This window comes from Comamonas piscis, assembly GCF_014109725.1.
GTDB classification, from domain to species: Bacteria; Pseudomonadota; Gammaproteobacteria; order Burkholderiales; family Burkholderiaceae_C; genus Comamonas; species Comamonas piscis.
Genome location: NZ_CP058554.1, coordinates 4,586,283 through 4,609,109, shown reverse-complemented (window position 1 = coordinate 4,609,109; position 22,827 = coordinate 4,586,283). Strand labels below are relative to the sequence as shown.

Here is a 22,827-nt window from a genome sequence, read left to right as displayed (position 1 = left end):
GAGGGGTGGCTGCGCTGCCTAACCGGGAGTCGCAGAAAGCGGTTTGAAATCCTAAATTGGAGGCTGTACACCACTGCACCCTCTCGGTCATGAAACCCTATCTGTTGTCGGCCGCTGCCGGATTGCTCATTGGCATTATCTATGCCCTCATCAACGTGCGTTCACCTGCGCCGCCTGTGATTGCCTTGGTCGGACTGCTGGGCATCCTGCTGGGCGAGCAACTGCCGCCCCTGGTGCGCCATCTCTGGGCCGCTCCGGCAGAGCAGCGTGTGTCTTGGGTGCAGCAACAGGTCAAGCCCCATATGTTTGGCCAACTGCCGCAGTGCGAGCAAGCCAAGTCCACCCCTACTCAACAGGAAACCGAAAAAAATGTCTGAACGCAGCACCCCCGAATTGATCCTGCACCGCGGGCTTTTTACCACCCTGGACAAGAGCAAGCCGACGGCGAGCGCGGTGGCGATTCAGAATGGCCGCTTCCTCAAGGTGGGGCTGGACCATGAGGTTATGGCGCTCGCTGGCGCCGACACCAAGATCATCGACCTGCGTGGCAAGCGCGTATTGCCCGGCCTGATCGACAACCACCTGCACATCATCCGGGGTGGCCTGAACTACAACATGGAGCTGCGCTGGGATGGCGTGCGCTCGCTGGCCGATGCGATGGAAATGCTCAAGGCCCAGGTCGCCATCACGCCGGCGCCGCAATGGGTGCGGGTGGTGGGTGGCTTCACCGAGCACCAGTTCATCGAAAAGCGCCTGCCGACCATCGAGGAGCTCAATGCGGTGGCGCCCGATACGCCGGTGTTCCTGCTGCACCTCTACGACCGGGCCCTGCTCAATGGTGCGGCACTGCGCGCCGTGGGTTACACCAAGGACACGCCCGAGCCCGCTGGCGGCCAGATGCTGCGCGATGCCGCTGGCAACCCCACCGGGCTGCTGCTGGCAAAGCCCAATGCCGGCATTCTCTATTCGACCTTGGCCAAAGGGCCCAAGCTGCCCTATGAGTACCAGCTCAACTCCACGCGCCACTTCATGCGCGAGCTCAACCGCCTGGGCGTGACCGGCGCCATTGACGCGGGCGGCGGCTTTCAGAACTACCCCGAGGACTACCAGATCATCCAGGAGTTGGCGGATAAGGACCAGCTGACGATCCGCCTGGCCTACAACCTGTTCACGCAAAAGCCCAAGGAAGAAAAGCAGGACTTTCTGCGTTGGACGCAGTCGGTCAAATACAAGCAGGGCGATGACTACTTCCGCCACAACGGTGCGGGCGAGATGCTGGTGTTCTCGGCAGCCGACTTTGAAGACTTCCGCGAACCGCGTCCCGATATGGCGCCGGAAATGGAAGGGGAGCTGGAAGAGGTGGTGCGCCTGCTGGCCCAGAACCGCTGGCCCTGGCGCATGCATGCCACCTACGACGAGACCATCAGCCGCTCGCTGGATGTGTTCGAGAAGGTGAACCAGGACGTTCCGCTCGAAGGCCTGAACTGGTTCTTTGACCATTGCGAAACCATCTCCGAGAACTCCATCGAGCGCATTGCCGCACTGGGTGGTGGCATTGCGGTGCAGCACCGCATGGCCTACCAGGGCGAGTACTTTGTCGAGCGCTACGGCCATGGCGCCGCAGCCGCCACGCCGCCGGTGGCCAAGATGCTGGAGATGGGCGTCAATGTGTCCGCCGGCACCGATGCCACCCGCGTGGCCTCCTACAACCCCTGGGTGGGCCTGTCCTGGCTCGTCACGGGCAAGACGGTGGGCGGCATGCAGCTGACCCCGCAGCGCAATTGCCTGGACCGCGAAACCGCCTTGCGCATGTACACCGAGAAGGTGACCTGGTTCTCCAACGAAGTGGGCAAGAAGGGCCAGATCGTTGAAGGCCAGCTGGCCGACCTGGTGGTGCCGGACCGCGACTTCTTCGCCTGTGCCGAGTCTGATATTGCCGACACCAGCGCGCTGTTGACCGTGGTGGGTGGCAAGGTGGTCTGGGGCGCGGGCGACTTTGCCCGCTTTGACGACCGGCCCATTCCGCTGGCCATGCCGGACTGGTCGCCAGTACGCCGTTTTGGTGGCTACGGTGCCTGGGGCAACCAAGAAGGAGCGCCGTTGAACAATGCCGCGCGCATAGCCGCCGCATGTGCCTGTGCCAATGACTGCAATGTGCACGGCCACCAGCACGCCACGGCCTGGAGCAGCAAGCTGCCGATTGCCGACCTCAAGAGCTTCTGGGGCGCGCTGGGCTGCGCCTGCTGGGCCATCTGATGTACGCGACCGAGCCCCGCAGCGAGCCGGTCTGGTTCGCCTGGATCTACCGCCTGGGCCTGCTGCTGCTGTGCTCTGCCTACCTGCAAGGCGGCATCAACAAGGCGCTGGATTTCAACGCTGCCGTGGCCGAGATGCAGCACTTTGGCCTGGCGCCGGCTGCGCCACTGGCCCTGGCCACCATCGCGCTGGAGATCGTCGCTTCGCTGATGGTGATCAGCGGGGTCTGGCGCTGGCTGGCAGCGCTGGGCCTGGCGGGCTTTACCTTGTGCGCCAGTTTTTTGGCCAATGCGTTCTGGACCGTGGGCGCTGCCGAGCGCTTTGCGGTGGAAAACGCCTTTTTCGAGCATCTTGGCCTGGTGGGGGCCTTTGTGCTCGTGGCCTGGGTCGATCTAAGAAAACACTATGACCTCTGAGAAAAACAATTCCTCTGCTGGGAGCTTTGCGCCGCTGAAGCATTCCATGTTCGCGCTGCTCTGGGTGGCCGCCATCCTGGGCAACGTCGGCAGCTTCATGCGCGACGTGGCCAGCTCCTGGATGGTGACCGAGCTATCGGCCAGCCCCACGGCAGTGGCGCTGATCCAGACCGCAGCCAGCCTGCCGGTGTTTCTGCTGGCCATTCCTGCTGGCGTGCTGTCGGATATTCTGGACCGTCGGCGCTTTCTGATTGCCGTGCAGGTGCTGCTGGCCTGCGTCAGCGGCACCTTGCTGATCCTGTCCAAGACCAATGCCTTGACGGTGGAGTACCTGGTGGCGCTGACCTTTGTCGGCGGCATTGGCGCGGCGCTGATGGGCCCGACCTGGCAGGCCATCGTTCCGGAGCTGGTGCCCCGGGAAGACCTGAAGAATGCCGTGGCGCTGAACTCGCTGGGCATCAATATCTCGCGCGCCATCGGCCCAGCTGCCGGCGGTTTGCTGGTGGCCAGCTTTGGCGCTGCGATGGCCTATGGCGCTGACGTCAGCAGCTATCTGATCGTGATTGTGGCGCTGCTGTTCTGGAAGCGGCCGCCCGCCACCGACTCGGGCTTGTCCGAGCAGTTTTTGGGCGCTTTCCGCGCGGGCCTGCGCTATGCGCGGTCCAGCACCGAGCTGCATGTGGTGTTGCTGCGCGCAGCGGTGTTCTTTTTGTTTGCCAGCTCGGTCTGGGCCTTGCTGCCGCTGCTGACGCGCCGCATGCTGGGAGGCACGGCAGGCTTTTACGGTGTCATGCTGGGTGCCGTGGGCGCGGGAGCCATTGTTGGCGCGTTGCTGCTGCCGAAACTGCGCCAGCGGCTGAGTGCCGATGGACTGGTGCTGCTGTCGTCGGTGCTCAGCGCTGGCGTGATGGCCGCATTGTCCTTGGCGCCGGCGCAATGGGTGGCGGTGGTGCTGATGCTGTTCCTCGGAGCGGGCTGGATCATTGCGTTGACCACCTTCAATGGGGTTGCGCAGGCGGTACTGCCCAACTGGGTGCGCGGCCGAGGTCTGGCCATTTACCTGATGGTCTTCAACGGCGCGATGGCCGGCGGCAGCCTGGGCTGGGGGCTGTTCGCGCAAGAGGTGGGCATTCCGACCGCCTTGCTGGTGGGCGGTGTGGGCCTGGTGATTGCTTCGCTGTTGTTCAACCGGGTGAAGCTGCCTACCGGAGAGGCCGATCTGCAGGCCTCCAACCACTGGCCCGAGCCGATGTTGGCTGAGCCGGTGGCCCATGACCGGGGCCCCGTGCTGATCCAGATCGAATACCGCATTGCGCGCAAGAACCTGGCAGCCTTCATGCAGGCGATGCAGCGGGTGGAGCGAGAGCGCCGGCGCGATGGCGCCTATGCCTGGGGCGTTGCGGAGCATACCGGCGAGACCGAGCGCGTGATCGAATGGTTCATGGTCGAGTCCTGGGCCGAGCATTTGCGCCAGCACCAGCGCGTGTCCAAAGCCGATGCCGATATGCAGGATGAAGCGCTGGCCTTCCATGAAGGCGCTGAGCCTCCCGTCGTGCACCATTTCCTGGCCCTCCATGGCCCGGTCGCCCGCAAGGCACAAGCCCATGGCTGATACCACGCTGTCTGGCGCTGCAGTCCCTGCCGCAGAGAAGCCCAAGCTGGCCCATATGTCGGTCGCGATGTTCGGCATGGTGATGGGCGTCGGTGGCCTCGCCAATGCCTGGGCCAAGGCCCATGAGGTATTTGGCTTGCCGCTGGTCGTCAGCCAGGGCTTGCTGGTGCTGGCGGTGCTGCTGTTTGTGGTGCTGGCTGTAGCCCATCTGGCCAAGCTGCTGCTGTGCTTTGAGGATGTGAAGGAAGAATTTGCGCACCCGGTGCGCTCCAGCTTCTTCCCGGCTATTTCGGTGGCGGCCATTGTGCTGTCCATTGGGCTGCGCCACTACTCCCTGCCGGCAGCGCATGTGATGTGGTGTGCGGGCGCCGCGATGCATTTTGTGTTTGCGATGACCTTGATCCGCCGCTGGATCACGCACCCGCAGGATGAGAACGTGCTGACCCCCGCCTGGTTCATTCCGGTGGTCGGCAACATTCTGGTGCCGGTCGGTGGCGTGCCGCTGGGCTATATCGAGGTCAGCTGGTTTTTCTTCTCGGTGGGGCTGATGCTGTGGCTGTCGTTCTTCACGATCGTGCTGCACCGCGTGCTGTTTGTGCCGGCCATGGGCCAGCGCAGCATGCCCACCTTGTTCATCCTGCTGGCACCGCCTTCCATCGGGCTGTCGGCCTATATGGCTTTCACTGGCGGCCAGGCTGGCGCGATGGGCGACATCTTCTACTGCCTGGCGCTGTTCATCGCCTTTCTGCTGGCCAGCCTGTGGCGCCATGCCGCACATGGCAGCTTTTTCATGAGCTGGTGGGCAATGACCTTCCCGGTCTGCGGCTGGGCTGGTGCCTCGCTCGCCTACTACAGCGCCCGGCCCAGCACTGCGACGGCCGTGGTAGCCGCCGTTGCGCTGGGCATTGCCAGCCTCATTGTTCTGGGTATTGGCGTGCGCACCGCTTGCCATATCTACAGCGGCGATGCATTCCGCGAGGATTGATTATTTGCGGATTATTTCGATCGTCCGTTGTGATATTTTTTTCTGTGAATATTTGCGCGGCATTGGCAGCACAGTTGCGCTGAATATCAGCGAACTGCTTTGGGGAGGGATAAGTCTCTCCCACCTAAGAGGTATGGCGCACCGACAATGGCTCATTTAATCTAGCGGCATCCGCACCGGATATCCGGGTTGACGCAATCCGGGCTTTGCCAGAGTAATACTTTGGCGCATTTTTAACTTGATGATTGAATACTATGTCCACCACCTCCAAACTGGAAGTACTGACGCCCCATAACAGCCAGCTGATCATTATTGATCACCAGCCACAGATGGCATTTGGTGTGCAATCCATGGATCGCCAGACCATGAAGAACAATGTGCTGGGCCTGGCCAAGGCCGCCCGCGTGTTCCAGGTGCCCACGACGATCACCACGGTCGAAAGTGCCTCGTTCTCCGGTTACACGTACCCGGAGCTGCTGGATGTGTTCCCCGAGCACAAGATCCTGGAGCGCTCGTCGATGAACTCCTGGGATGACCAGAAGGTGCGCGACAGCTTGGCCGCCAACCAGCGCAAGAAGGTGGTGGTAGCCGGTCTCTGGACGGAGGTCTGCAACACCACGTTTGCACTCTGCGCCATGCTTGAAGGCGACTACGAGATCTATATGGTGGCCGATGCATCCGGCGGCACCACCAAGGAAGCACATGACTACGCGATGCAGCGCATGGTGCAGGCCGGTGTGGTGCCTGTGACCTGGCAGCAGGTGCTGCTGGAGTGGCAGCGCGACTGGAAGAACCGCGAGACCTATGACGCGGTGATGGCCATTGCCAAGGAGCACTCGGGTGCCTACGGCATGGGCGTGGACTATGCCTACACGATGGTGCACAAGACCCCCCAGCGCACCAACGGCAGCCACGAAGTGCTGGCCCCCGTGCATGCACCGGTGATCGAGCGCTAAACGCATTGGCTTTTGCGCCAGTAGATGCTGGCGCGGCCACCAAGCAGGGCAGGCTGTGCAATACACAGCCCTGCCTTTTTTATGGTCTGAAAGATGTCGCGCTATCGGATGGGCCGCTAGGGTGCATCGACTTTTCCGTGCCTGCGGGCACCCCCTGATCCATGTTCGAACATTCGGAACATTTGCTGCGCATCGGCGTGGAATGGCTGCGCCTGCTGGTCGAAGGCCTGGGTGCCATTGCCATCCTGCTGGGCCTGTTTGCCACCTTGCGCGTGCTGCTGCAAAAACTCTCGCCCGGCAGTGACAAGCGCTACAGCGAAGCGCGTGTCACCTTTGCCCGCTACCTGACCTTTGCGCTGGAGCTGCAGCTGGCAGCCGATGTGTTGTCGACCTCGGTGTCTCCCAGCTGGGACCAGATTGGCAAGCTGGCAGCGATTGCGGTGATCCGCACGGCGCTGAATTACTTTTTGCGCCTGGAGATGAAAGAGGCAGAGACTGACAAGCCGCAGAGCCCGAGCGCGAAAACTGCGGGGTAAACTGAATCGTCCTCTATTGCTTCACTTGGAAAACCATGGAACCCACTGTCCACCCCTTCTCCTCGCTGTTCCAACAACTGGGCCTGCCCGATGACGATGCGTCGATCCGCGCGTTCATCGAATCACACCGACCGCTGCCCGATACCGTGCTGATGGCGGATGCTGCGTTTTGGTCGCCAGCGCAGGCGCGCTTTTTGCGGGAGAGCATTGCAGCCGATGCCGACTGGGCCACGGTGGTGGACCAGCTGAGCGTGGCTTTGCGCGACGCCTGATCAGCCCTTTTTGGCGCTCAGCTCGCGGTGGCGCTGCAAGGTGGTCCAGCGGCCTTGAAAGTGCTGGGCCAGCGCATTGACCAGGTAGACCGAGCGGTGCTGGCCGCCGGTGCAGCCCACCGACACGGTGGCATAGCTGCGGTGGTTCTTGACCAGTTCGGGCAACCAGTGGTCCAGAAACTGGATGATGTCGTTTTGCATCTGCAGCACCTTGGGCTGCTGCGCCAGAAAGTTGGCAACCGGTGCCTCCAGCCCCGTGTGGGGCCGCAGCTCGGGCTCGTAATAGGGATTGGGCAGCATGCGCACATCGAACATGTAGTCGCTGTCGATGGGGATGCCGTGCTTGAAGCCAAAGGACTGGAACAGCAGGGTCAGGCTCGATTGCGGCGCCTGGATCCAGTCCTTGATGTGGGCCTGCAATTGTGAGCCGCGCATATTGCTGGTGTCGATGACATGGGCCTGCTCGCGCAGGTCGGCCAGCAGCGCACGCTCTTCCTCGATCATCTGCACCAGCGCACGTGGGCCTTCCTGCAGCTTTTCGTTGGTCAGCGGATGGCGCCTGCGGGTTTCGGAGAAGCGGCGCATCAGCGTATCGCGCTGCGCGTCCATGTAGATCAGCCTTACCTGGGCGCCGGCGGCACGCAGCCGGTCGAGCTGCTCGGGCACCAGGTACAGACCCTTGGCGCTGCGCGCATCCATCGCAATGGCCACGCGGTTGCCATGCTGCCAATGCTCCAGCGCCACCAGCGCCTGCAGCAGCTCGGGCGGAAAGTTGTCCACACAGTAGTAGCCCACGTCTTCCAGCGCATGCAGCGCCACGGACTTGCCCGAGCCGGCCATGCCGGTGATGACCACCACTTCCAGCGGTGGTGAGGCAGAAGTCTTATCGGTCATTCATTCCTCCGGCGATCATCTCTTGGGCGTGGGCGCGGCTGGTGGCAGACAGGTTCTCGCCGCCGAGCATGCGGGCAATTTCATCGACGCGTGTGCCATCGGCCACCGTGCTGATATGGCTGGTGGTGCCTGTTTTGCTGCGCTGTTTGGCGACCAGCAAATGGTGGTCGCCGCGCGCTGCTACCTGGGCCAGGTGGGTCACAGCCAGCACCTGGCGGTCGCGGCCCAGGCTGCGCATCACCCGGCCCACGGCATCGGCCACGGCGCCGCCAATGCCTGAATCAATCTCGTCAAAAATCAAGGTCGGCGCATGGCCGAGCTGGCTGGTCGATATCGCAATGGCCAGCGAGATGCGCGACAGCTCGCCGCCCGAGGCCACCTTGGCAATCGGCTTGGGGTCGGTGCCTGGGTGGCCTGCCACCAGCAGTTCCACATCGTCAATGCCATCGCTGCGCGGCTCGCGCGCGGGGCTGACCTGGGCCACAAAGCGGCCGCCGGCCATGCCCAGGTCCTGCATCGCCGTGGTGATGGTGGTCGACAGGCGCTTGGCCGCTTGCTGGCGCGCCTTGCTGAGCACACTGGCCACTTTTTGGTAGGCCTGCTGCGCTTGCTGGGCATTCTCGGCCAGCTGCACCATGTCGGACGAGGCTTCGAGTGCCTGCAGCTCGTCATGCCAGCCTTGCAGCAGCGCAGGCAGGTCTTCGGGCGCGCGCTTGTAGCGCCGCGCCAGCGATATCCAGCTGCCCAGCCGCTGGTCGAGTTGCTCCAGTTTTTCCGGATCCAGCTCGGCATGGCGCAGGTAGCCGTTGAGCGAGCGCAGCACATCGTCGAGTTGGGCGAGGCAGGATTCCAGCGACTCGGCCATCGCCGAGAAACCGGGCTCCACATGGGCCTGGTCCTGCAGCACATGCAGGCTGCGGTTCACCTGGGTCAGCGCGCCACCGTCTTCGCCTTCCAGGCTGGCGATGGCGCCATTGGCGGCGTCCATCAAGGCCTGGGCGTTGGACAGGCGGCCATGCTGGGTGTTCAGCTCTTCCCATTCCTGCGGGCCGGGGGCGAGTTTGTCGATTTCGGAGATCTGCCAGAGCAGGCGTTCACGCTCGCGCTGGTGGGTTTCTTCCATGCTGCGGGCCTGTTGCAAGGCCTTGTCAGCGCTGCGCCACAGCGCATAGGCGCGCTGGGTGGCGGTGCTGTCGGCGCCGGCATAGGCATCGAGCAGCTGGCGCACCGATTCGGGCTGGGTCAGCCCCTGCCAGGCATGCTGGCCGTGGATATCGACCAGCGCCCCGGCAATGCTGCGCAGCTGGGTGGCGGTGGCGGGCACGCCATTGATCCAGAACTTGCTCTTGCCCTGTGCATCGATCACACGGCGCAGCAGCAGCGATTCTTCGCCGGGCATGTCGTTGTCGGCCAGAAAGCCTTCCAGCGCGGGCGGGGTGTCAAACTCGGCCATCAGCTCGGCGCGGCTGGCGCCCTGGCGCACAAAGCCAGTGTCGGCCCGGTGGCCCAGCACCAGCTGCAAGGCATCAATCAGGATCGATTTGCCAGCGCCGGTCTCGCCGGTCAGCGCGGTAAAGCCGGCCTGAAAATCCACCTCCAGCTGCTCGACGATCACAAAATCGCGCAGCCCAATGCGTTTGAGGCTCATGGGGTGATGCCCCCTTCGTTCCAGCCCAGCTTTTTGCGCAGGGTGGCGTAGTAGTTCCAGCCCCGGGGGTGCAGAAAGCGGGCTTTATCGGGGGCGCTGCGCACCAAAATCTTGTCGCCGCGCTGGATGGAGGCGAGCGATTGCATGTCGAAATTGGCGGCCACATCGCGCCCGCCTACCACCTCGATCGAAATCTCTTGCGTGTCCGGAATCACGCTTGGCCGGTTGGACAGCATGTGCGGCGCAATCGGCGCCATCACCCAGCAGGGCACCGTGGGGTGCACGATGGGCCCGCCTACCGACAGCGCATACGCGGTCGACCCCGTCGGCGTCGCAATGATCAAACCGTCCGCGCGCTGGTTGGCGACCAGCTGACCATCCACCTCGACCCGCAGCTCGACCATGCCCGAGGTACCGCCCCGGTTCACCACCACATCGTTGAAGGCCAGGGCCTCAAACACGCATACGCCCGCGCGCATCACGCGGGCATGGATCATCGAGCGCACTTCTTCCTCGTACTCACCCGCCAGAATGGCCGACAGCGGGCCCATGAAGGTCTGCAGCGGCACATCGGTCACAAACCCCAGGCGCCCCTGGTTGATACCGACCAGCGGCGTGTTGTAGCGGGCCAGCTCGCGGCCCACGCCCAGCATGGTGCCGTCGCCACCCAAGACAATCACCAGGTCACAGCGCTCACCGATCTCCTGCATGCTGAGCGTGGGGTAGTGCTCCATGCCGGTGAAGGCCGCTGTCTCTTTTTCCAGGAAAGCCGTGCCGCCCTGGGCCTCGATATAGCAGGCAATCTGGCTGAAGGCCGCATACGATTGCTGGCGCACCTCGGCAGTGGGGGGCGCATGGTGTTTGCCGATCAGGGCAATGTGTTGAAAGCGAGACTGCATACGCAAATTACATCATCAAAGTGGTGCAATCTTTTTGAATATCTTGAGCAGCCCCAGGTGGCAGTCGCCGCTTGCCTAACAAAGGCATGCCGCGCCGCTGGCTAGGACCAGGCCTGCAACTGCCCTGGCGCCTGCATGCAGACGCTCCTGGCAGCCACCCTGTGATTGTTGCATGCGCGCAAAAATCCAGAGCGCCGGCTGCCCATCCGCCCCTGCGGCCAGAGTGCTGCTGTGTTGGCCCCGTGCGGGCCTACGCAGCACCCAGCGGCCACCGCCACAGCAGCAGTGCGCAAGGCGCGGCCACGGCGCACAGCACCGTCCAGGCGCGTGTGGCCGAACGCGTGGCAAACACCCAGATGGCTGCGGCGGCATACAACGCAAAGCTCAGCAGGCTGGTCCAGACTACCGCCTGGGGGCGGGTCGCCATGCCGGTCTGCAGCAACAACACTGTCAGCGCAGCGCTGATGAGCGCGGCCACTGCATAGCCGCCCAGCAGTGCTGCGAGCACGCGGCTGGCCACGGCCAGGCGGTAGCGCCAACCTGTGACGGGATGGGGTTTGTGCTTCATGGTGCGGGGCTCGCAGTGCGAGTGGCTGGCCGAGGGCGCAGCGGTGAGCCGCTGGCGCGGCTGCTGCGCTGGGTGCGCCATGCGGCTGCAGCCAGCAGCAGGCCCAGGCCGATGGCCACGGCTTCAACGCTGCTGCGCTGCCCATCGCCTTGCAACGCATAGTGCAGCCCAAACTGGCCCGTAGTGAGCAAATTGAGCAGGGGCAGCAGCAGGCACAGGGCGGCTGCGGTGGCCAGTTGTTCCACCCAGGCAAGGCGCGGCGGGCGCAGCGCTGCATGGACCAGGCTGGCCAGCCATAGCCAGAGAAAGCAGCGGATTTCCCACTGCGCGCGGCCCGGCAGCTCCACCGGTAGCAGGCGGTTGGCATAGAAGAAGGCGATGCAGGCGACGGCAATGCCGGCCACCGAGGCAACATTCATGGCCTCGATGGCGCGGTAGACAGCGGGGGTCGCCTGGCCAAACTCTTGCGCGCTTTTCTGGAGCCGCTTGACGCTGAACAGCACGGTGCCGGTCGCGACCATCAAGGTGCCCAGCAGGCCGCTGAAGAAATACAGCCAGCGCATCGGCCAGCCCCCAAAGCGGGCGTAGTGCAAAGACTCCATCACGCCATGTACCTGCTCGGTGGCGCTCCGCGCATGCTGGCTGGGGTGCTGGATTTGCAGCACCGCGCCCGTCACGCCGTCAAAGGCAACGCTGCCTGCTGGGTGGTGGATGCCCTGCGCCGCCTGGCTGTCCTCATCGACGCGGCCAATGACCCGCACCGTCATGTGCAGGTCGCCAGGCTGCTCCACCACCATGATGCGGGCGGGTTGGCCGAGCAGGGTTTGCGCCTGCTGTAGCAAAGGGCCGAGCGGCACCAGGTTGGCGGCTATGCCGGTGCGGGGCCGGTCGGCCGGCTCGGCGGCCTGGTGCAGCAGCTCGGCCTGAAAGCGCTGGTAGGCCGAGGCCTGCGTGCCATAGGCCGCCCGCATGGGCCAGGGCATGTAGGAGGTGTAGAAGATGAACAGCCCGGTGTAGACGATCATCAGCAAAAAGGGCAGGGTGTAGACGGCGGTGGCATTGTGCGCATCCAGCCAGGAGCGCTGGCCCTTGCCCGGCCTGAACGTGAAGAAATCCTGAAAAATGCGCCGGTGCACCACCACGCCCGAGACCAGACCGATGAGCATGCACATCGACACCCAGCCCACCAGCCAATAGCCGGGCATGCCTGCATGCAGCAGGTAGTGGAAGGTCATGAAATGGCGGCCGCCTTCGGTGGTGCGGCCCTGGTCGCCAGGCAGCAGTGCGCCGGTGGCCGGGTGCAGCGAGGCCAGGTGGTTGCTGCTGCCGCTGCGCCAGACCAGCCGCATCGCATCGCCGGGCTGGGCTGGCAGCTCGATACGCCAAAACCGCGCCTGCGGCGCCTGCTCAGCCAGGTGGCGCATGGCCTGGCCCAGCGCGTGGTCCAACGCATGCAGCCCATCTTGGGCGGGTGCCTGCGCCGCCTCAACGCTGGGGCGGTCCTGCATCCAGCGGGTGATGGGCTCGCGGAACACGCTGAGCGTGCCCGTCAGCATGATGGCGCAGAGCAGCCAGCCACACAGCAGGCCGCACCAGGTGTGCAGCCAGGCCATGGACTGGCGAAAGCCGTTTTTCATAAACGCGGGGGCGGCAGCCAGGTCAGAAGGTGCCGCGCAGGCTCAGCATGGCATTGCGTGGGTCGCCATAGTAGTTGCCGTTGACGAGGGCCGTGACCGAGCTGTAGTAGCGCTTGTCAAACACATTGTTCAGGTTCAGCGTGGCCTGCCACTGGCGGTTGATCTGGTACTTGAGCATGGCGCTCCAGACGGCACGGCCGCTGTTGACCGCGCGCACGCTGCCGATCTGGCGGAAGCTGGCGCTTTGGGCATTGACGCCGCCACCCACCGTGAAGCCCTGCAGCGCACCGCTCAGCTGGTAGCTGCTCCAGACCCGCAGCAGGTGCTTGGGCGTGTAGCTGCTAAAGACCTGGCCCTCGCTGCTCACGTCCTTCAGGTACTTGGTGTGGTTGTAGGTGTAGCCGGCAAACAGGTTCCAGCCGCGCTGCAGCTCGCCGCTCACTTCGGCATCAAAACCCTGGCTGCGCACCTCGCCGGTGTCGGTGTAGCAGTAGTAGTCATTGCGGCAGGTCGGGCTGGTGCTGTAGTCCTCCTGGGCGCGGTTTTTCTGGTCGATGCGGAACACGGCAAATGCGGTGTTGAGCTTGCCGTCCATCAGCTCGCCTTTGAGGCCCGCTTCGTAATTGCTGCCGACCATGGGCTTGAGCAGGGCGCCGGCGGCGTTTTGCTCGGTCTGCGGTTTGAAGATGTCGGCATAGCTCACATAGGCCGACCACTGCGGATTGATCGCATAGATCAGCCCGGCATAGGGGTTGAACTTGGCGTTCTCGCGGCTTTGGGTGGTGGAGGTGGAGGGGCTGGCGCCCGTGGTCACCGTGTCCCAGTCGGTGTGGAACCAGCTCACACGGGCGCCCAGCACCAGCTTGAGCGGATCGGCCAGCTGCAGCCGCACCGCGTTGTAGATGCCGACCTGGCGGGCCAGGCCTTGGCGCGCCTCGCGGGTGCCGGAGTAGATCTCGGCATCATCGGGCTCGCGCATGTCCGGGTCATAGCTGCCGAGGTTGAAGATGTTGTAGTTGGTTTTGAAACCGTAGACCGTGTCGTTGGTGGTGCGGGTGTAGTTCAGCCCGCTGATCAGCTCATGGCGCCGGCCCAGCGCCGAGAAGCCGCCGGTGATATGCGCATCGAGCCCGCTGGTTTCCAGCTCGGCGGTGGAGTGCGCGACGATGTTGGCGCTCTGCATTAATGCCGGGTTGATGGCGCGGTTGACGCCGGCGTACTTCATGTCGTGCTCTTCCTTCATGTAGAGCCCGGCGACCTTGAGTTTCCAGTCCTCATTGAGCTGGTGGGCCACATCAAAGAACACGCCGCGGTTGGTGGATTTCTGGCGGTTCCAAGTGGCACCCAGAAAGGTGGAGCGGGGCAGCTGCGCATCGGCGCCCGTGGTGTAGCGCGGCAGCCCGTTCATCGACGGGCGGCCTTGTACCTCTTCGGAGCTGGCGCCGATATTGATCTGCGTGTCGGGCGAGAGGTCGTACTCCAGCGTGCCGTAGAGCGAGGTGTTGCGGCGGTTCACATAGTCGATGAAGGAATGCTGGTCCTCATGGTCCACCACCAGCCGGCCACGCAGCGAGCCATCGGCATTCAGCAACCGGTTGGCATCGAACTGAACGCCATAGCGGTCCCAGGAACCCGCACGCGCTTCGACCGAGGTGCTGTCGCTGTCCAGCGGGCGCTTGCGTACCAGGTTGACGGCGCCGCCCGGGCTGCCTTCGCCCTGCAGCAGGCCGGCGGCGCCGCGCAGCACCTCGGCGCGGTCGATCATCACCATGCTCGCCGAGTAGTTGCTGGCGCGGCCGTAGATGCCGCGGTTGAGCGGCACGCCGTCGTACTGCACGGTCGTCAAGTCAAAGCCGCGCGAGTAGATGTACTTGCCGCCTTGCGGGCTTTGCGCCAAGGTGATGCCGGTGGTGCTGGCCAGCGCGTCATACACCGAGGTGATGTTCTGGTCATCCATCAGCTGGCGGGTAACCACGCTGATGGACTGTGGAATGTCCTTGAGCGACTGCGTGCCCTTGCCCACCGTCACGGCGCGGCTGGTGTAGGCGCCCGTCTGTTCAGTGCTGGCGCTTTGCTCGGCCGTTGCAGTCACCACCACGGGCGCCAAGGTCAGGTTCTGGGCGCCGGCATCCAGGCGGCGCACGATGACGGCATTGCCTTCCAGCTCGGCATAGAGGCCGCTGCCGGCCAGCAACTGGTCGAGCGCCTGGCGTGCGCTGAGCCGGCCTTGCACAGCGGGTGCGGATTTGCCCTGCACCAGCGCCGGCTGCACCATCAGCTCCAGCTTGGCCTGGCGGGCCAGGGTGTCCAGCGCCTGCGACAGCGGCTGTGCGGCAATGCGGATATCAACCACTGCCGGTGCAGCGGCTGCGGGAGTTTGGGCCTGGGCGGTGGCCCCAGCCAGCATCAAGGAAACAACCAGCGGCAAGGGGTGGAAGGGAAGGCGGGACATGCAGGCGATCTCCAGAGACGAATGAATAAGAATCCTTCTCAGGTAGACGGCTCGCCCGCCAAAACCCCAACCTGGCTCAGAAAAATATTTTTAATAAATGCTTCGCTCGGGCGATGACCTAGATGCGGACCCCGCGCGCTGGGCGGCCGGCGCTCAGGGCTTGGCCACTATTTCTGTCTGCTCGCCATGGCTTTGCAGCTGCACAGGCAGTACCTTGGGCAGGGCTTTGCGGAAGTAGGCGGAGTTGTTGGGCATAAAGCTGCCCGTCAAACGCAAGGCGGCCACAGCCGGATCGCGCAGCACCAGGCCCGTGGGGCCATAGCGCTCCAGCTCGGCCAGCGCCTGGCCCAGCGGCAGGTTGTCAAAGCTGACGCGGCCCTCTTGCCAGGGGGCCATGCCGCTGGCGGCCAGCGGCGCGGCGGGCTGGATCTGGCCATCGGCATCGGCGCTGGTCTGCTCGCCGGCAGCCAGCAGCACGGTGGGCCCTGGGTGGGGCGCGGTGGCAGCAGGGGCGACCTGCACCCGGCCTTCTTCCACAGCCACCTGTACCGGCTGGCCCAGGGTGTTGCGGACCGAGAAGCGGGTGCCCACCACGGTGACCTGGGTGTTGCCCGCCAGCACCGCAAAGGGCCGGGCGCTGTCGGCTTGCACATGGAACACGGCCTGGCCTTCGGGCAGCCGCACTTCACGGCGCTGGCGGTACAGCGTGACCTGCACCTGGGTGGCGGTGTCCAGCCGCATCTCGCTGCCATCGGGCAGCTGCACATTCAGCAGCTGGCCGCGCTGGGTGGTAAAGCTTTGCGCAAACACCGGCTGCTGCTGCCAGTAATCCCAAGCCAGGTAGCCACCGCCGCCGGTGGCGCAGACCAAAACGGCGGCCAGCGCGGTCTGCGGCCAGGCTGCAGCCCCGCCTTGCCACCAGCGGCGGGCCGGGGCGGCAGTGGCTGGCGGGCTGGCCGCTGCCTTGTCGCGGGCCAGTTGCTGGCGCAGCTGCGCGATGCCGTCAGCGGGCAGGGCATCAAGCTGGCGCCAGTCTGCCTGCCAGCGCGCAAAGGCTGCGCTGTTGTCCGAGTGGGCGGCCAACCAGGCCTGAAAGCCCGCATCCGCGCGCAGCTGCTCCGGCGCAGCGCTGAAGCGCACAAACCAGTCCAGCGCCTGGTCATCCAGGTCGCTGTGGGGTGGGGCGAGGGTGTGGTCAGTCATGGCAGTGCGAGAGCCTACCTGAAAGCGGAGCCCGTTGATGAGTCATGGGGCGGAGCAGCGGGGCAGCGTTCATCGGCCATCCTCTGCTTTGCGGCGGGGCTGGCCCGTTTGCTGCTGGTTTTGGCAGGCCCGGCAGGCTTGCAGCGCCAGTTTGATGTGCCGCTCCACCATGGTCAGCGAAATGCCCATCTGCTGGGCTACCTCGGCCTGGGACAGCCCATCGAATTTATGCAGCATAAAGGCCTCGCGGCAGCGCAAGGGTAGCGCAGCAATGGTGTCCAGCATCGCTGCCACCGATTGCGACGACATGGCGGCCGCTTCCGGCTCGCAGGCCTGAGGGCCGGCCATCTGGTCGGCCAGCGCCTCATCGCCATCATCATCGAGCGAGGCATGGGGCCCACGCACTTCATCGCGCCGGTGCTGGTCAATCACCAGGTTGCGGGCCGTGCGGTAGAGCAACGCCCGGGGCTCGGCAATGGTCTCGCCCGATTGCTGCACCGCCAGCACCCGGGCATAGCTCTCCTGGGCCAGGTCGGCCGCCATGTCGCGATCCTTGACGGCCCTTTGCAGGAACCTCAGCAACTCTCGGTAATAGTGTGCAACCACAGGGGATCAACAGATTCGACGCGCGCCATGCAGCGCAGTTTGCGAGCCGCAGCACCGCCAGAAAAGGCGCGAGTATAGATTGGAATGATTTTCAATACGATTTGTAGGATCTTGTGACGATGCGCTGCAAGAAGTTGTCGCGGGTGGGCACTGCGAGCGGGTGCTTTGGCCTCGCATTTACCCGCTATCTCTGCCCTGCGCGGCTATCGGCGGGCGGGACGCGGATAAAATGCGCCAATGCTCGATGACCGTGCCCGGCTGCTGCTCAAAACCTTGGTGGAACGCTATATAGCGGATGGCCACCCGGTGGGCTCCCGTGCGCTCACGCAGGCGCCGGGGCTCGATTTTTCCCCAGCCACCATCCGCAATGTGATGGCCGACCTGGAGGGCCTGGGTCTGATAGCCAGCCCCTACACCTCTGCCGGCCGCATCCCCACCGCCAAGGGCTACCGCCTGTTTGTCGACACCATGCTGACGGTTGATCCGGACCAGGTGGTGTCGGCGGAGATTGCGCCGGAGCAGCCACAAAAGGTGATTACGAGTGCGGCTGGCGTGCTGTCCGAGCTGTCGCAGTTTGTTGGCGTTGTGCAGGCGCCGCGCAAAAGCTCGGCCTTCCGCCATATCGAGTTTCTGAGGCTGTCCGAAAAGCGCATCCTGCTGATCCTGGTCTCCCCCGAGGGCGATGTGCAAAACCGGGTGATCTTCACCGAGTCCGACTATTCCCAAAGCCAGCTGATCGAGACGGCCAACTACCTCAACGCCCACTACGCTGGCCTAGCGATGGAGCAGGTACGCCAGCTGCTGCGCAAGGAAGTCGACAGCCTGCGCGACGAGATTGCCGCGCTGATGCTGGCGGCCGTGAATGTCGAGGAGGACGGCGAAGCAGCCCCGCATGAGCTGGTGATTGCCGGCGAGCGCAACCTGCTGGCCGTCAGCGATTTCAGCAACGACATGACCAACCTGCGCCGGGCATTTGACCTGTTTGAGCAAAAGACGCAGATCCTGCACCTGTTGGAAAATTCCAACCGCGCCGAAGGCGTGCAGATCTACATCGGTGGCGAGAGCCAACTGCTGTCTGTCGAGGAGCTGTCCGTCGTCAGCACCCCCTACCAGGTCAACGGCAAAGTGGTCGGCACCTTGGGCGTCATCGGACCCAAACGCATGCCCTACGAGAAGATGATCCAGATCGTTGGAATCACCTCAAAGCTCGTCTCCAACGCGCTGAGCCATCCCAAATAAACGCTAGAATGCAAAGCTTCACTCGCCGGAGATCCTGGCAAGTGGTGGTGCCGGGGCGTTAGCTCAGTTGGTTAGAGCAGAGGACTCATAATCCTTTGGTCGCGGGTTCAAGTCCCTCACGCCCTACCAAAATACAGAAATGAATCAAGCACTTATTGCGGGTACGCGATAGGTGCTTTTTCTTATTTGTCGTTGATGGATTTTTTTGCCAGAAATTTGCCAGATTTTTAGCGGAACCCCTACCATGCGTCCATTGCTGCCATTGCCCGACTACCAGCGTATCTACGAAGTTGTCTATAGCGTGCTTCATGCAACCGAGGTCGCGGTAACGCATCGTGCGTGCCTGCTCTTTGCTACGGTGGGGACTTTGATCCTTCGGGACACTTATCATTTGCCCGCCACCCTCAGTGCTGGATGTTTTGCAATGATGATCAATGAGGCATCAGCTGATGTTGCTGTGTATGGCAATCTGAATGACGTTGGTCAGAGTGACAGTGACGCATTCCATGCGTGGGTGGAATGTGACGGCTGGCTCATCGACTTCATGGCTCCGATCATGGGTGTTGCGATGCGTGAGGATGGCTACACGCGGGCAGTGCCCCGGCAGATGCTGCAAAAGCGCCTGGAAAATGCCAAGGAAAGCATTGGAGAAATTCAGCATGCAGGGGAGTTCTACCTTCAGCATGATCGGGTGTTGACGGAAACACTCCTAGACTTTCAACCGGCTGGCACCTTTGATTTGATCGAGTTATGTAAGGCATGGCATCGCCGCCCGCCTAAGCGTCTCAAGGACATGATGATGGGTGATAGTCACGGGCAGCCAAAGCCGCTTATTCTGCGTGCCCCTTCAATAACCGGCGTATGGTGAACTCTATGCGCGACGGTCTACAGGCCCAAGCTGCGGAATAGTTTCGCATCCTCTTGGATAGCAGCCTGCTTGGCCCTTTAGGCCAGGTCGTTCTTGCAATTGATTGCAAGGGTGTCTGACAGAGCCGTCGCTACCCGGCAAGAGCAAGCAAATTTGCCATGTGTGGCTGCGCCAGCCCGGCAAGGATGCTGCCTCCTGCCCCCTCAGCAACGGTTTTGATGCTTCGTGCCGTGGCTTTGATGATTTCCCACTTAGGTTTGGGGGACTCAGCCTGCGCCTTTAGGGTTGCAAGTTCCGCCCGCAGTTCATCGGCTGTATCGCCCTTGGCATTCACAAGTACTGCCCCCAAAGCCTGCATCAAGCCCTTCAAGGCATCAATGTCGGTGCACTGAGTGTTTGCTTGGGTCTGGGTTGACCCGCTGGAACTGATCTGAATTTGTGATCCTGATACGTCGCCAAAGTGGTAGTGTTGCTGTTGCACTGCTTGTTTCTCCTGTGGCGTGAAGGACATGCCTTCACCGATAATGCCGCGCACTTCGAGGTCTAACGCCCACTTCAGGATTCGGCTTCGTACTTGCTCCACTATCCCGTAAATTTGTACCGTGGATATGGCCACGGATGGCGTCAGAGGGATGGCTAAGCTCTCTCGTAACTTATGTTCGAGTTCTGCGGAATAATTCACTCTGACACCGGTCTCACTCTTGGCCAATTGTTCCAACTCGGGAAGCGATTGCTTAATTTTGATTTTCGAAAATAAGGTTGTCCACTTCACATCCGGAAACATTAACGGCTGATATCCCTGAAGCGGGTTTAGCACTTGAGGTCTCCCGATAATCTCCCGATACGGGGGGATTGGGTTTCCCCTGAATCCATCAAGTTCAAAAGTTATCCAGTCCACAAGCTCAGGCACTGCGAGGCGATGAGCGACAACGAGTGAGCGGCGTAGCAAGTCAGTAGTGGATACGTTTGGGTCGCTTGCCATGTTGACAAGCTCAGGAACAAGTGCAGGCATCTTCCCTCGTTAGCGTGGCCTGCATAGGCGGATCAATCGAAGCGCTTATGTTGTCCTTTGTGGTACCCGTTGCAGGTACTCAATTATCCTGTGCAATCAATTGCAGGACGACTAATCTGATCGAAGTAGAGGTCAATCTTCAAAAGCTTGACGAGCTTTCGCCAGCACGCTGATGCGGCGTTCTACATCTTTAAGCATGTCAGAGGGGGTAATGTCGAGGGCGTCACACAGTCGGAACATTAGGCGCACGCTCGGACTGTTGCGGCCAAGCTCGATCAAGGACACATAGTTGCGGTCAACGTCAGCCCGCAGCGCCAAGTCGGTCTGCGTCCACTTCCGCTTTGTTCGCAGGCTGCGCAGCGCCTGCCCGAATGCCTGATCTGGTTCCAAGTTGCTTGCTCAAAATATTAAGCAAGGATCAACCGTGATACGCTACAGAATTCCGTATATATACTGCAAAATGGGAAGGAACAAAAATATGGCAATGACAACGTGCAAAGAATGCTCTAACCAGGTCAGCACAGAGGCGAGAACTTGTCCACACTGTGGGGCAGCGGCACCCGCGAAGAAAAAGCCCAAGGGCGGCGTCGGCAAGTGGCTGCTGATCGTGTTCGCCATCGGTGTTGTGGCCGCCGTCTTGCCGAAAAAAGACAAGGATGCCGCATCGAGTGCAGCGCGAAAAGCTGTGACGGTACAGTCCAATGGAAAGAAGGCAGAGGCAAAAGCCGAAGCATCCGCTCCGGATCAATGCTTCTATCGAGGCAAGGCTTTAGCAGGTGTGTATGTTGCGAACTTCTCTAAGATGGCAAATTCAGACGTGATGGCCTCTGATGTCATGCGGGAGGGCTGCGACAAGGTTGCGGAGGAGCGAAAGACGGGCAATGCTTGCGTTCGATCTTGCGAGATTGGTTTCAAGCAAGAGGCTCGGACAGCCTTCAAGTAGTGTGTCAAGGTAGTGTGCAATTGATTGCAGAATATGGCTGCAGCCAAGCGCCGCGCGGCACGAACCCTTTGCCGGGATCGCGTGAAAAAGCGAAGTTAGACCGAATCGCCTTGCCCTTTTTCGGAGGCGGGGTGACTGTCACTCGTAGGCCCGAGCGGCCCTAGTGAACTTCCATGCCCGCTGGTTAGGGCAACACGATGTCTAGCCATAGTTCGCCCCTGGCGGTACACTGCATCCAAATATTAGTTACCAAGAGGAGTGGGATGAAAGTTCGGTTCTTTGGATTTACCTTCGAGGCGGTCAGCAAAAACCTAACCCTCGATCAATGGGCTTCTCACCTTCATAATAACCCGCCAAACATTGGTGCAGTGATTCAGGGACAAAGACTCCTTCTAATCAACGATGCAATTAATGCAAATTACCGAATTGGCTTGGTTGTAACCGTAAAAGATCAGCGTAGATTTTGCCAACTGATCAATGACGGAGCTGGGGTTGTAGTTCGAGTGAATGATCTAGGTCAAGACTCTGGCCTCATGGACTTCAACTTCTTTGTTATTAATAAAAAAACTGGCGCAGGCCTTTATCAACATTATCACCAATCCTGCAGTGTCCCCAGTTTTTGTGAACTGGCTCGAAAAAGCTTCAGCCTATTCAAAGATCAAAAGATAGATGATGCGTTTGCCGCACTCCCCAAAGCAGAGCAAATAGCAGCAAACAGAGCAAAAATCGAAAGAAAAAACTCTGGACGATTCAAGTGGACTCAACTTGTTCGCCAAGAAGCGCTCGAAGCCCTAATTGCAGAGTTTGAAAAAGTAAAGGCATTTGAATATCTTCTTTCCACGCCCTATGTGACAGAGAATGAGTTCCGACCTTTAGAAAATTACATTCGCGCTAGATCAACTCGGATTGGTTTTCTAGCGGGTACGCCCACACAGCTTGCTGCAGGCGCCATTGCGAATTTTGTAAGAACGGGCGAGGCTAAACGGGGCAAGGTTGAGGGTGTTGACGCAGACGGAAATCCACAGTACCTCTCAATTCTCGACAATCCAGACAATTTTGGTGAATATGAATTTGATGAAGTTGCTGCTCAATTAAATGATTTGAACTTATCATCTTTTCACGACTCTTGGGTTGCTCAAGAGCTGTTAAAAGCTTGCGATACCAATAAGCACATTATTGAAGTGCCGATTCGGCCATGAATAAAATGATTCTTGCATCCATTTTTGCCGCATTGGCGATTTTGGGTGCGGTCATTTTTTTTACTCCCGATTCAGTAAAGGCAATTCATTTTTATGACGAAAAAATTCGTTCTATTCTTTTCTCCGGTTTGCTGACGGTTGGCAGTTTTTTGCTATCCTTAAAGGTATTCATTGTTGTTAAATTCAAGGAGAATGTCTTTGACAGCGAATCTTACAAAAGCAAGCTGGCCGAAAGGCGAAAAATCAACCCAAATTTATCGCACTATGGCCCTGTTCGCAATCTTAGTAAAGTTTTATTTATTGCAATCACCTCAAGCCTATGTGCTTCTGCAAGCCAAGTCACGATAGGTCTTATTCCCGAGTGGTGGGCATTGCTAATATGCGTAGGACTAGCTGCTTTTGCAGGTGTAATGCTTCTTCTGGTGCTACTTTTGATCAGAACAATTCTCAAAGATTGGCTTGATCACATGGAAGTCTAGCCATAGAGGCATGTACGCCTAATGTGGCAGTGCGGAAAATTGATCCGATAGCCAAGGCAGACATAGCCAGTTCTTGAAGCTCGGCTTGTAAGGGGCTTCGGTGCTGGAAAGCTGCTTCTATCGCAGGTCATCCAGCGGGGATAACTC

At 61.2% G+C, this 22,827-nt stretch carries 23 protein-coding genes and 1 tRNA gene; 14 read left to right on the top strand and 10 right to left on the bottom strand.

What is annotated here, in order from left to right:
* Nucleotides 1–89 precede the first annotated feature (89 nt).
* From HS961_RS20845 to HS961_RS20810, 8 genes are all read left to right on the top strand, one after another.
* Complete coding sequence (locus HS961_RS20845) at nt 90–377, top strand: DUF1427 family protein (RefSeq protein WP_182325313.1); 288 nt, start codon at nt 90–92, stop codon at nt 375–377.
* Nucleotides 370–2,256, top strand: a complete 1,887-nt coding sequence (locus tag HS961_RS20840; protein WP_182325311.1) for an amidohydrolase — start codon at nt 370–372, stop codon at nt 2,254–2,256. Before HS961_RS20845 ends, HS961_RS20840 begins: the two co-directional genes overlap by 8 nt.
* Nucleotides 2,256–2,672: a DoxX family protein gene (locus tag HS961_RS20835; protein WP_182325309.1), complete on the top strand. Its 417-nt coding sequence runs from the start codon at nt 2,256–2,258 to the stop codon at nt 2,670–2,672. The genes HS961_RS20840 and HS961_RS20835 overlap by 1 nt, the downstream gene beginning before the upstream one ends.
* Nucleotides 2,662–4,284 carry an MFS transporter gene (locus HS961_RS20830; RefSeq protein WP_182325307.1) on the top strand — a complete coding sequence of 541 codons (1,623 nt, stop codon included), beginning with the start codon at nt 2,662–2,664 and terminating at the stop codon, nt 4,282–4,284. Before HS961_RS20835 ends, HS961_RS20830 begins: the two co-directional genes overlap by 11 nt.
* On the top strand, nt 4,277–5,269 hold the full coding sequence (locus HS961_RS20825; protein ID WP_182325305.1) for an SLAC1 anion channel family protein: 993 nt from the start codon (nt 4,277–4,279) through the stop codon (nt 5,267–5,269). The genes HS961_RS20830 and HS961_RS20825 overlap by 8 nt, the downstream gene beginning before the upstream one ends.
* 254 nt (nt 5,270–5,523) lie before the next feature.
* Nucleotides 5,524–6,225: a hydrolase gene (locus HS961_RS20820; RefSeq protein WP_182325302.1), complete on the top strand. Its 702-nt coding sequence runs from the start codon at nt 5,524–5,526 to the stop codon at nt 6,223–6,225.
* Between the two features lie 161 nt (nt 6,226–6,386).
* The gene (locus tag HS961_RS20815) at nt 6,387–6,761 is read left to right on the top strand and encodes a DUF1622 domain-containing protein (RefSeq protein WP_182325300.1); all 375 of its coding nucleotides are present in this window, start codon (nt 6,387–6,389) and stop codon (nt 6,759–6,761) included.
* Nucleotides 6,762–6,796: 35 nt separating this feature from the next.
* The gene (locus tag HS961_RS20810; RefSeq protein ID WP_182325298.1) at nt 6,797–7,033 is read left to right on the top strand and encodes a DUF2789 domain-containing protein; all 237 of its coding nucleotides are present in this window, start codon (nt 6,797–6,799) and stop codon (nt 7,031–7,033) included.
* On the opposite strand, the gene rapZ is transcribed toward HS961_RS20810, so the two are convergent.
* The 8 genes from rapZ to HS961_RS20770 form a co-directional block, all read right to left on the bottom strand.
* Nucleotides 7,034–7,927, bottom strand: a complete 894-nt coding sequence (rapZ, locus tag HS961_RS20805; RefSeq protein WP_182325296.1) for an RNase adapter RapZ — start codon at nt 7,925–7,927, stop codon at nt 7,034–7,036.
* Nucleotides 7,917–9,575 (bottom strand): DNA repair protein RecN, encoded by a 1,659-nt coding sequence (gene recN / locus HS961_RS20800; RefSeq protein ID WP_182325294.1) that lies wholly within the window; start codon nt 9,573–9,575, stop codon nt 7,917–7,919. The genes rapZ and recN overlap by 11 nt, the downstream gene beginning before the upstream one ends.
* Nucleotides 9,572–10,474, bottom strand: coding sequence for an NAD kinase (locus HS961_RS20795; RefSeq protein ID WP_182325292.1), 903 nt, complete (start codon nt 10,472–10,474; stop codon nt 9,572–9,574). Before HS961_RS20795 ends, recN begins: the two co-directional genes overlap by 4 nt.
* Nucleotides 10,475–10,724: 250 nt before the next feature.
* Nucleotides 10,725–11,042 carry an iron transporter gene (locus HS961_RS23670; RefSeq protein WP_182325291.1) on the bottom strand — a complete coding sequence of 106 codons (318 nt, stop codon included), beginning with the start codon at nt 11,040–11,042 and terminating at the stop codon, nt 10,725–10,727.
* Entirely contained in the window at nt 11,039–12,679 is a 1,641-nt protein-coding gene (locus tag HS961_RS20785) for a PepSY-associated TM helix domain-containing protein (protein ID WP_182325289.1), read from the bottom strand. Before HS961_RS20785 ends, HS961_RS23670 begins: the two co-directional genes overlap by 4 nt.
* A gap of 22 nt (nt 12,680–12,701) precedes the next feature.
* A complete protein-coding gene (locus HS961_RS20780) occupies nt 12,702–15,131 on the bottom strand; it encodes a TonB-dependent siderophore receptor (RefSeq protein WP_182325287.1) in 2,430 nt (809 codons plus the stop codon).
* Between the two features lie 153 nt (nt 15,132–15,284).
* Nucleotides 15,285–16,334 (bottom strand): FecR family protein, encoded by a 1,050-nt coding sequence (locus HS961_RS20775; RefSeq protein WP_182325285.1) that lies wholly within the window; start codon nt 16,332–16,334, stop codon nt 15,285–15,287.
* Nucleotides 16,335–16,403: 69 nt separating this feature from the next.
* Complete coding sequence (locus tag HS961_RS20770; RefSeq protein ID WP_182325283.1) at nt 16,404–16,940, bottom strand: sigma-70 family RNA polymerase sigma factor; 537 nt, start codon at nt 16,938–16,940, stop codon at nt 16,404–16,406.
* Nucleotides 16,941–17,177: 237 nt separating this feature from the next.
* Here HS961_RS20770 and hrcA point away from each other — a divergent pair, with 237 nt between their 5' ends.
* The 3 genes from hrcA (at nt 17,178) to HS961_RS20755 (ending at nt 19,047) form a co-directional block, all read left to right on the top strand.
* A complete protein-coding gene (gene hrcA / locus HS961_RS20765) occupies nt 17,178–18,179 on the top strand; it encodes a heat-inducible transcriptional repressor HrcA (RefSeq protein ID WP_182325281.1) in 1,002 nt (333 codons plus the stop codon).
* Nucleotides 18,180–18,231: 52 nt separating this feature from the next.
* Nucleotides 18,232–18,308 (top strand) — tRNA-Ile (locus HS961_RS20760).
* Nucleotides 18,309–18,423: 115 nt separating this feature from the next.
* On the top strand, nt 18,424–19,047 hold the full coding sequence (locus HS961_RS20755; RefSeq protein ID WP_182325279.1) for a DUF2026 family protein: 624 nt from the start codon (nt 18,424–18,426) through the stop codon (nt 19,045–19,047).
* A gap of 130 nt (nt 19,048–19,177) precedes the next feature.
* Here HS961_RS20755 and HS961_RS20750 read toward each other — a convergent pair whose 3' ends face one another.
* Nucleotides 19,178–20,059 (bottom strand): hypothetical protein, encoded by an 882-nt coding sequence (locus tag HS961_RS20750; protein WP_182325277.1) that lies wholly within the window; start codon nt 20,057–20,059, stop codon nt 19,178–19,180.
* Between the two features lie 132 nt (nt 20,060–20,191).
* Complete coding sequence (locus HS961_RS20745; protein ID WP_182325275.1) at nt 20,192–20,449, bottom strand: helix-turn-helix domain-containing protein; 258 nt, start codon at nt 20,447–20,449, stop codon at nt 20,192–20,194.
* 88 nt (nt 20,450–20,537) lie between these two features.
* Between HS961_RS20745 and HS961_RS20740 the strand changes: the two genes are divergently transcribed.
* From HS961_RS20740 to HS961_RS20730, 3 genes are all read left to right on the top strand, one after another.
* Entirely contained in the window at nt 20,538–21,002 is a 465-nt protein-coding gene (locus HS961_RS20740; RefSeq protein ID WP_182325273.1) for a hypothetical protein, read from the top strand.
* A 263-nt stretch (nt 21,003–21,265) separates the two neighbouring features.
* Nucleotides 21,266–22,201, top strand: a complete 936-nt coding sequence (locus HS961_RS20735; protein ID WP_182325271.1) for a hypothetical protein — start codon at nt 21,266–21,268, stop codon at nt 22,199–22,201.
* Nucleotides 22,198–22,680, top strand: a complete 483-nt coding sequence (locus tag HS961_RS20730) for a hypothetical protein (RefSeq protein WP_182325270.1) — start codon at nt 22,198–22,200, stop codon at nt 22,678–22,680. Before HS961_RS20735 ends, HS961_RS20730 begins: the two co-directional genes overlap by 4 nt.
* Nucleotides 22,681–22,827 lie beyond the last annotated feature (147 nt).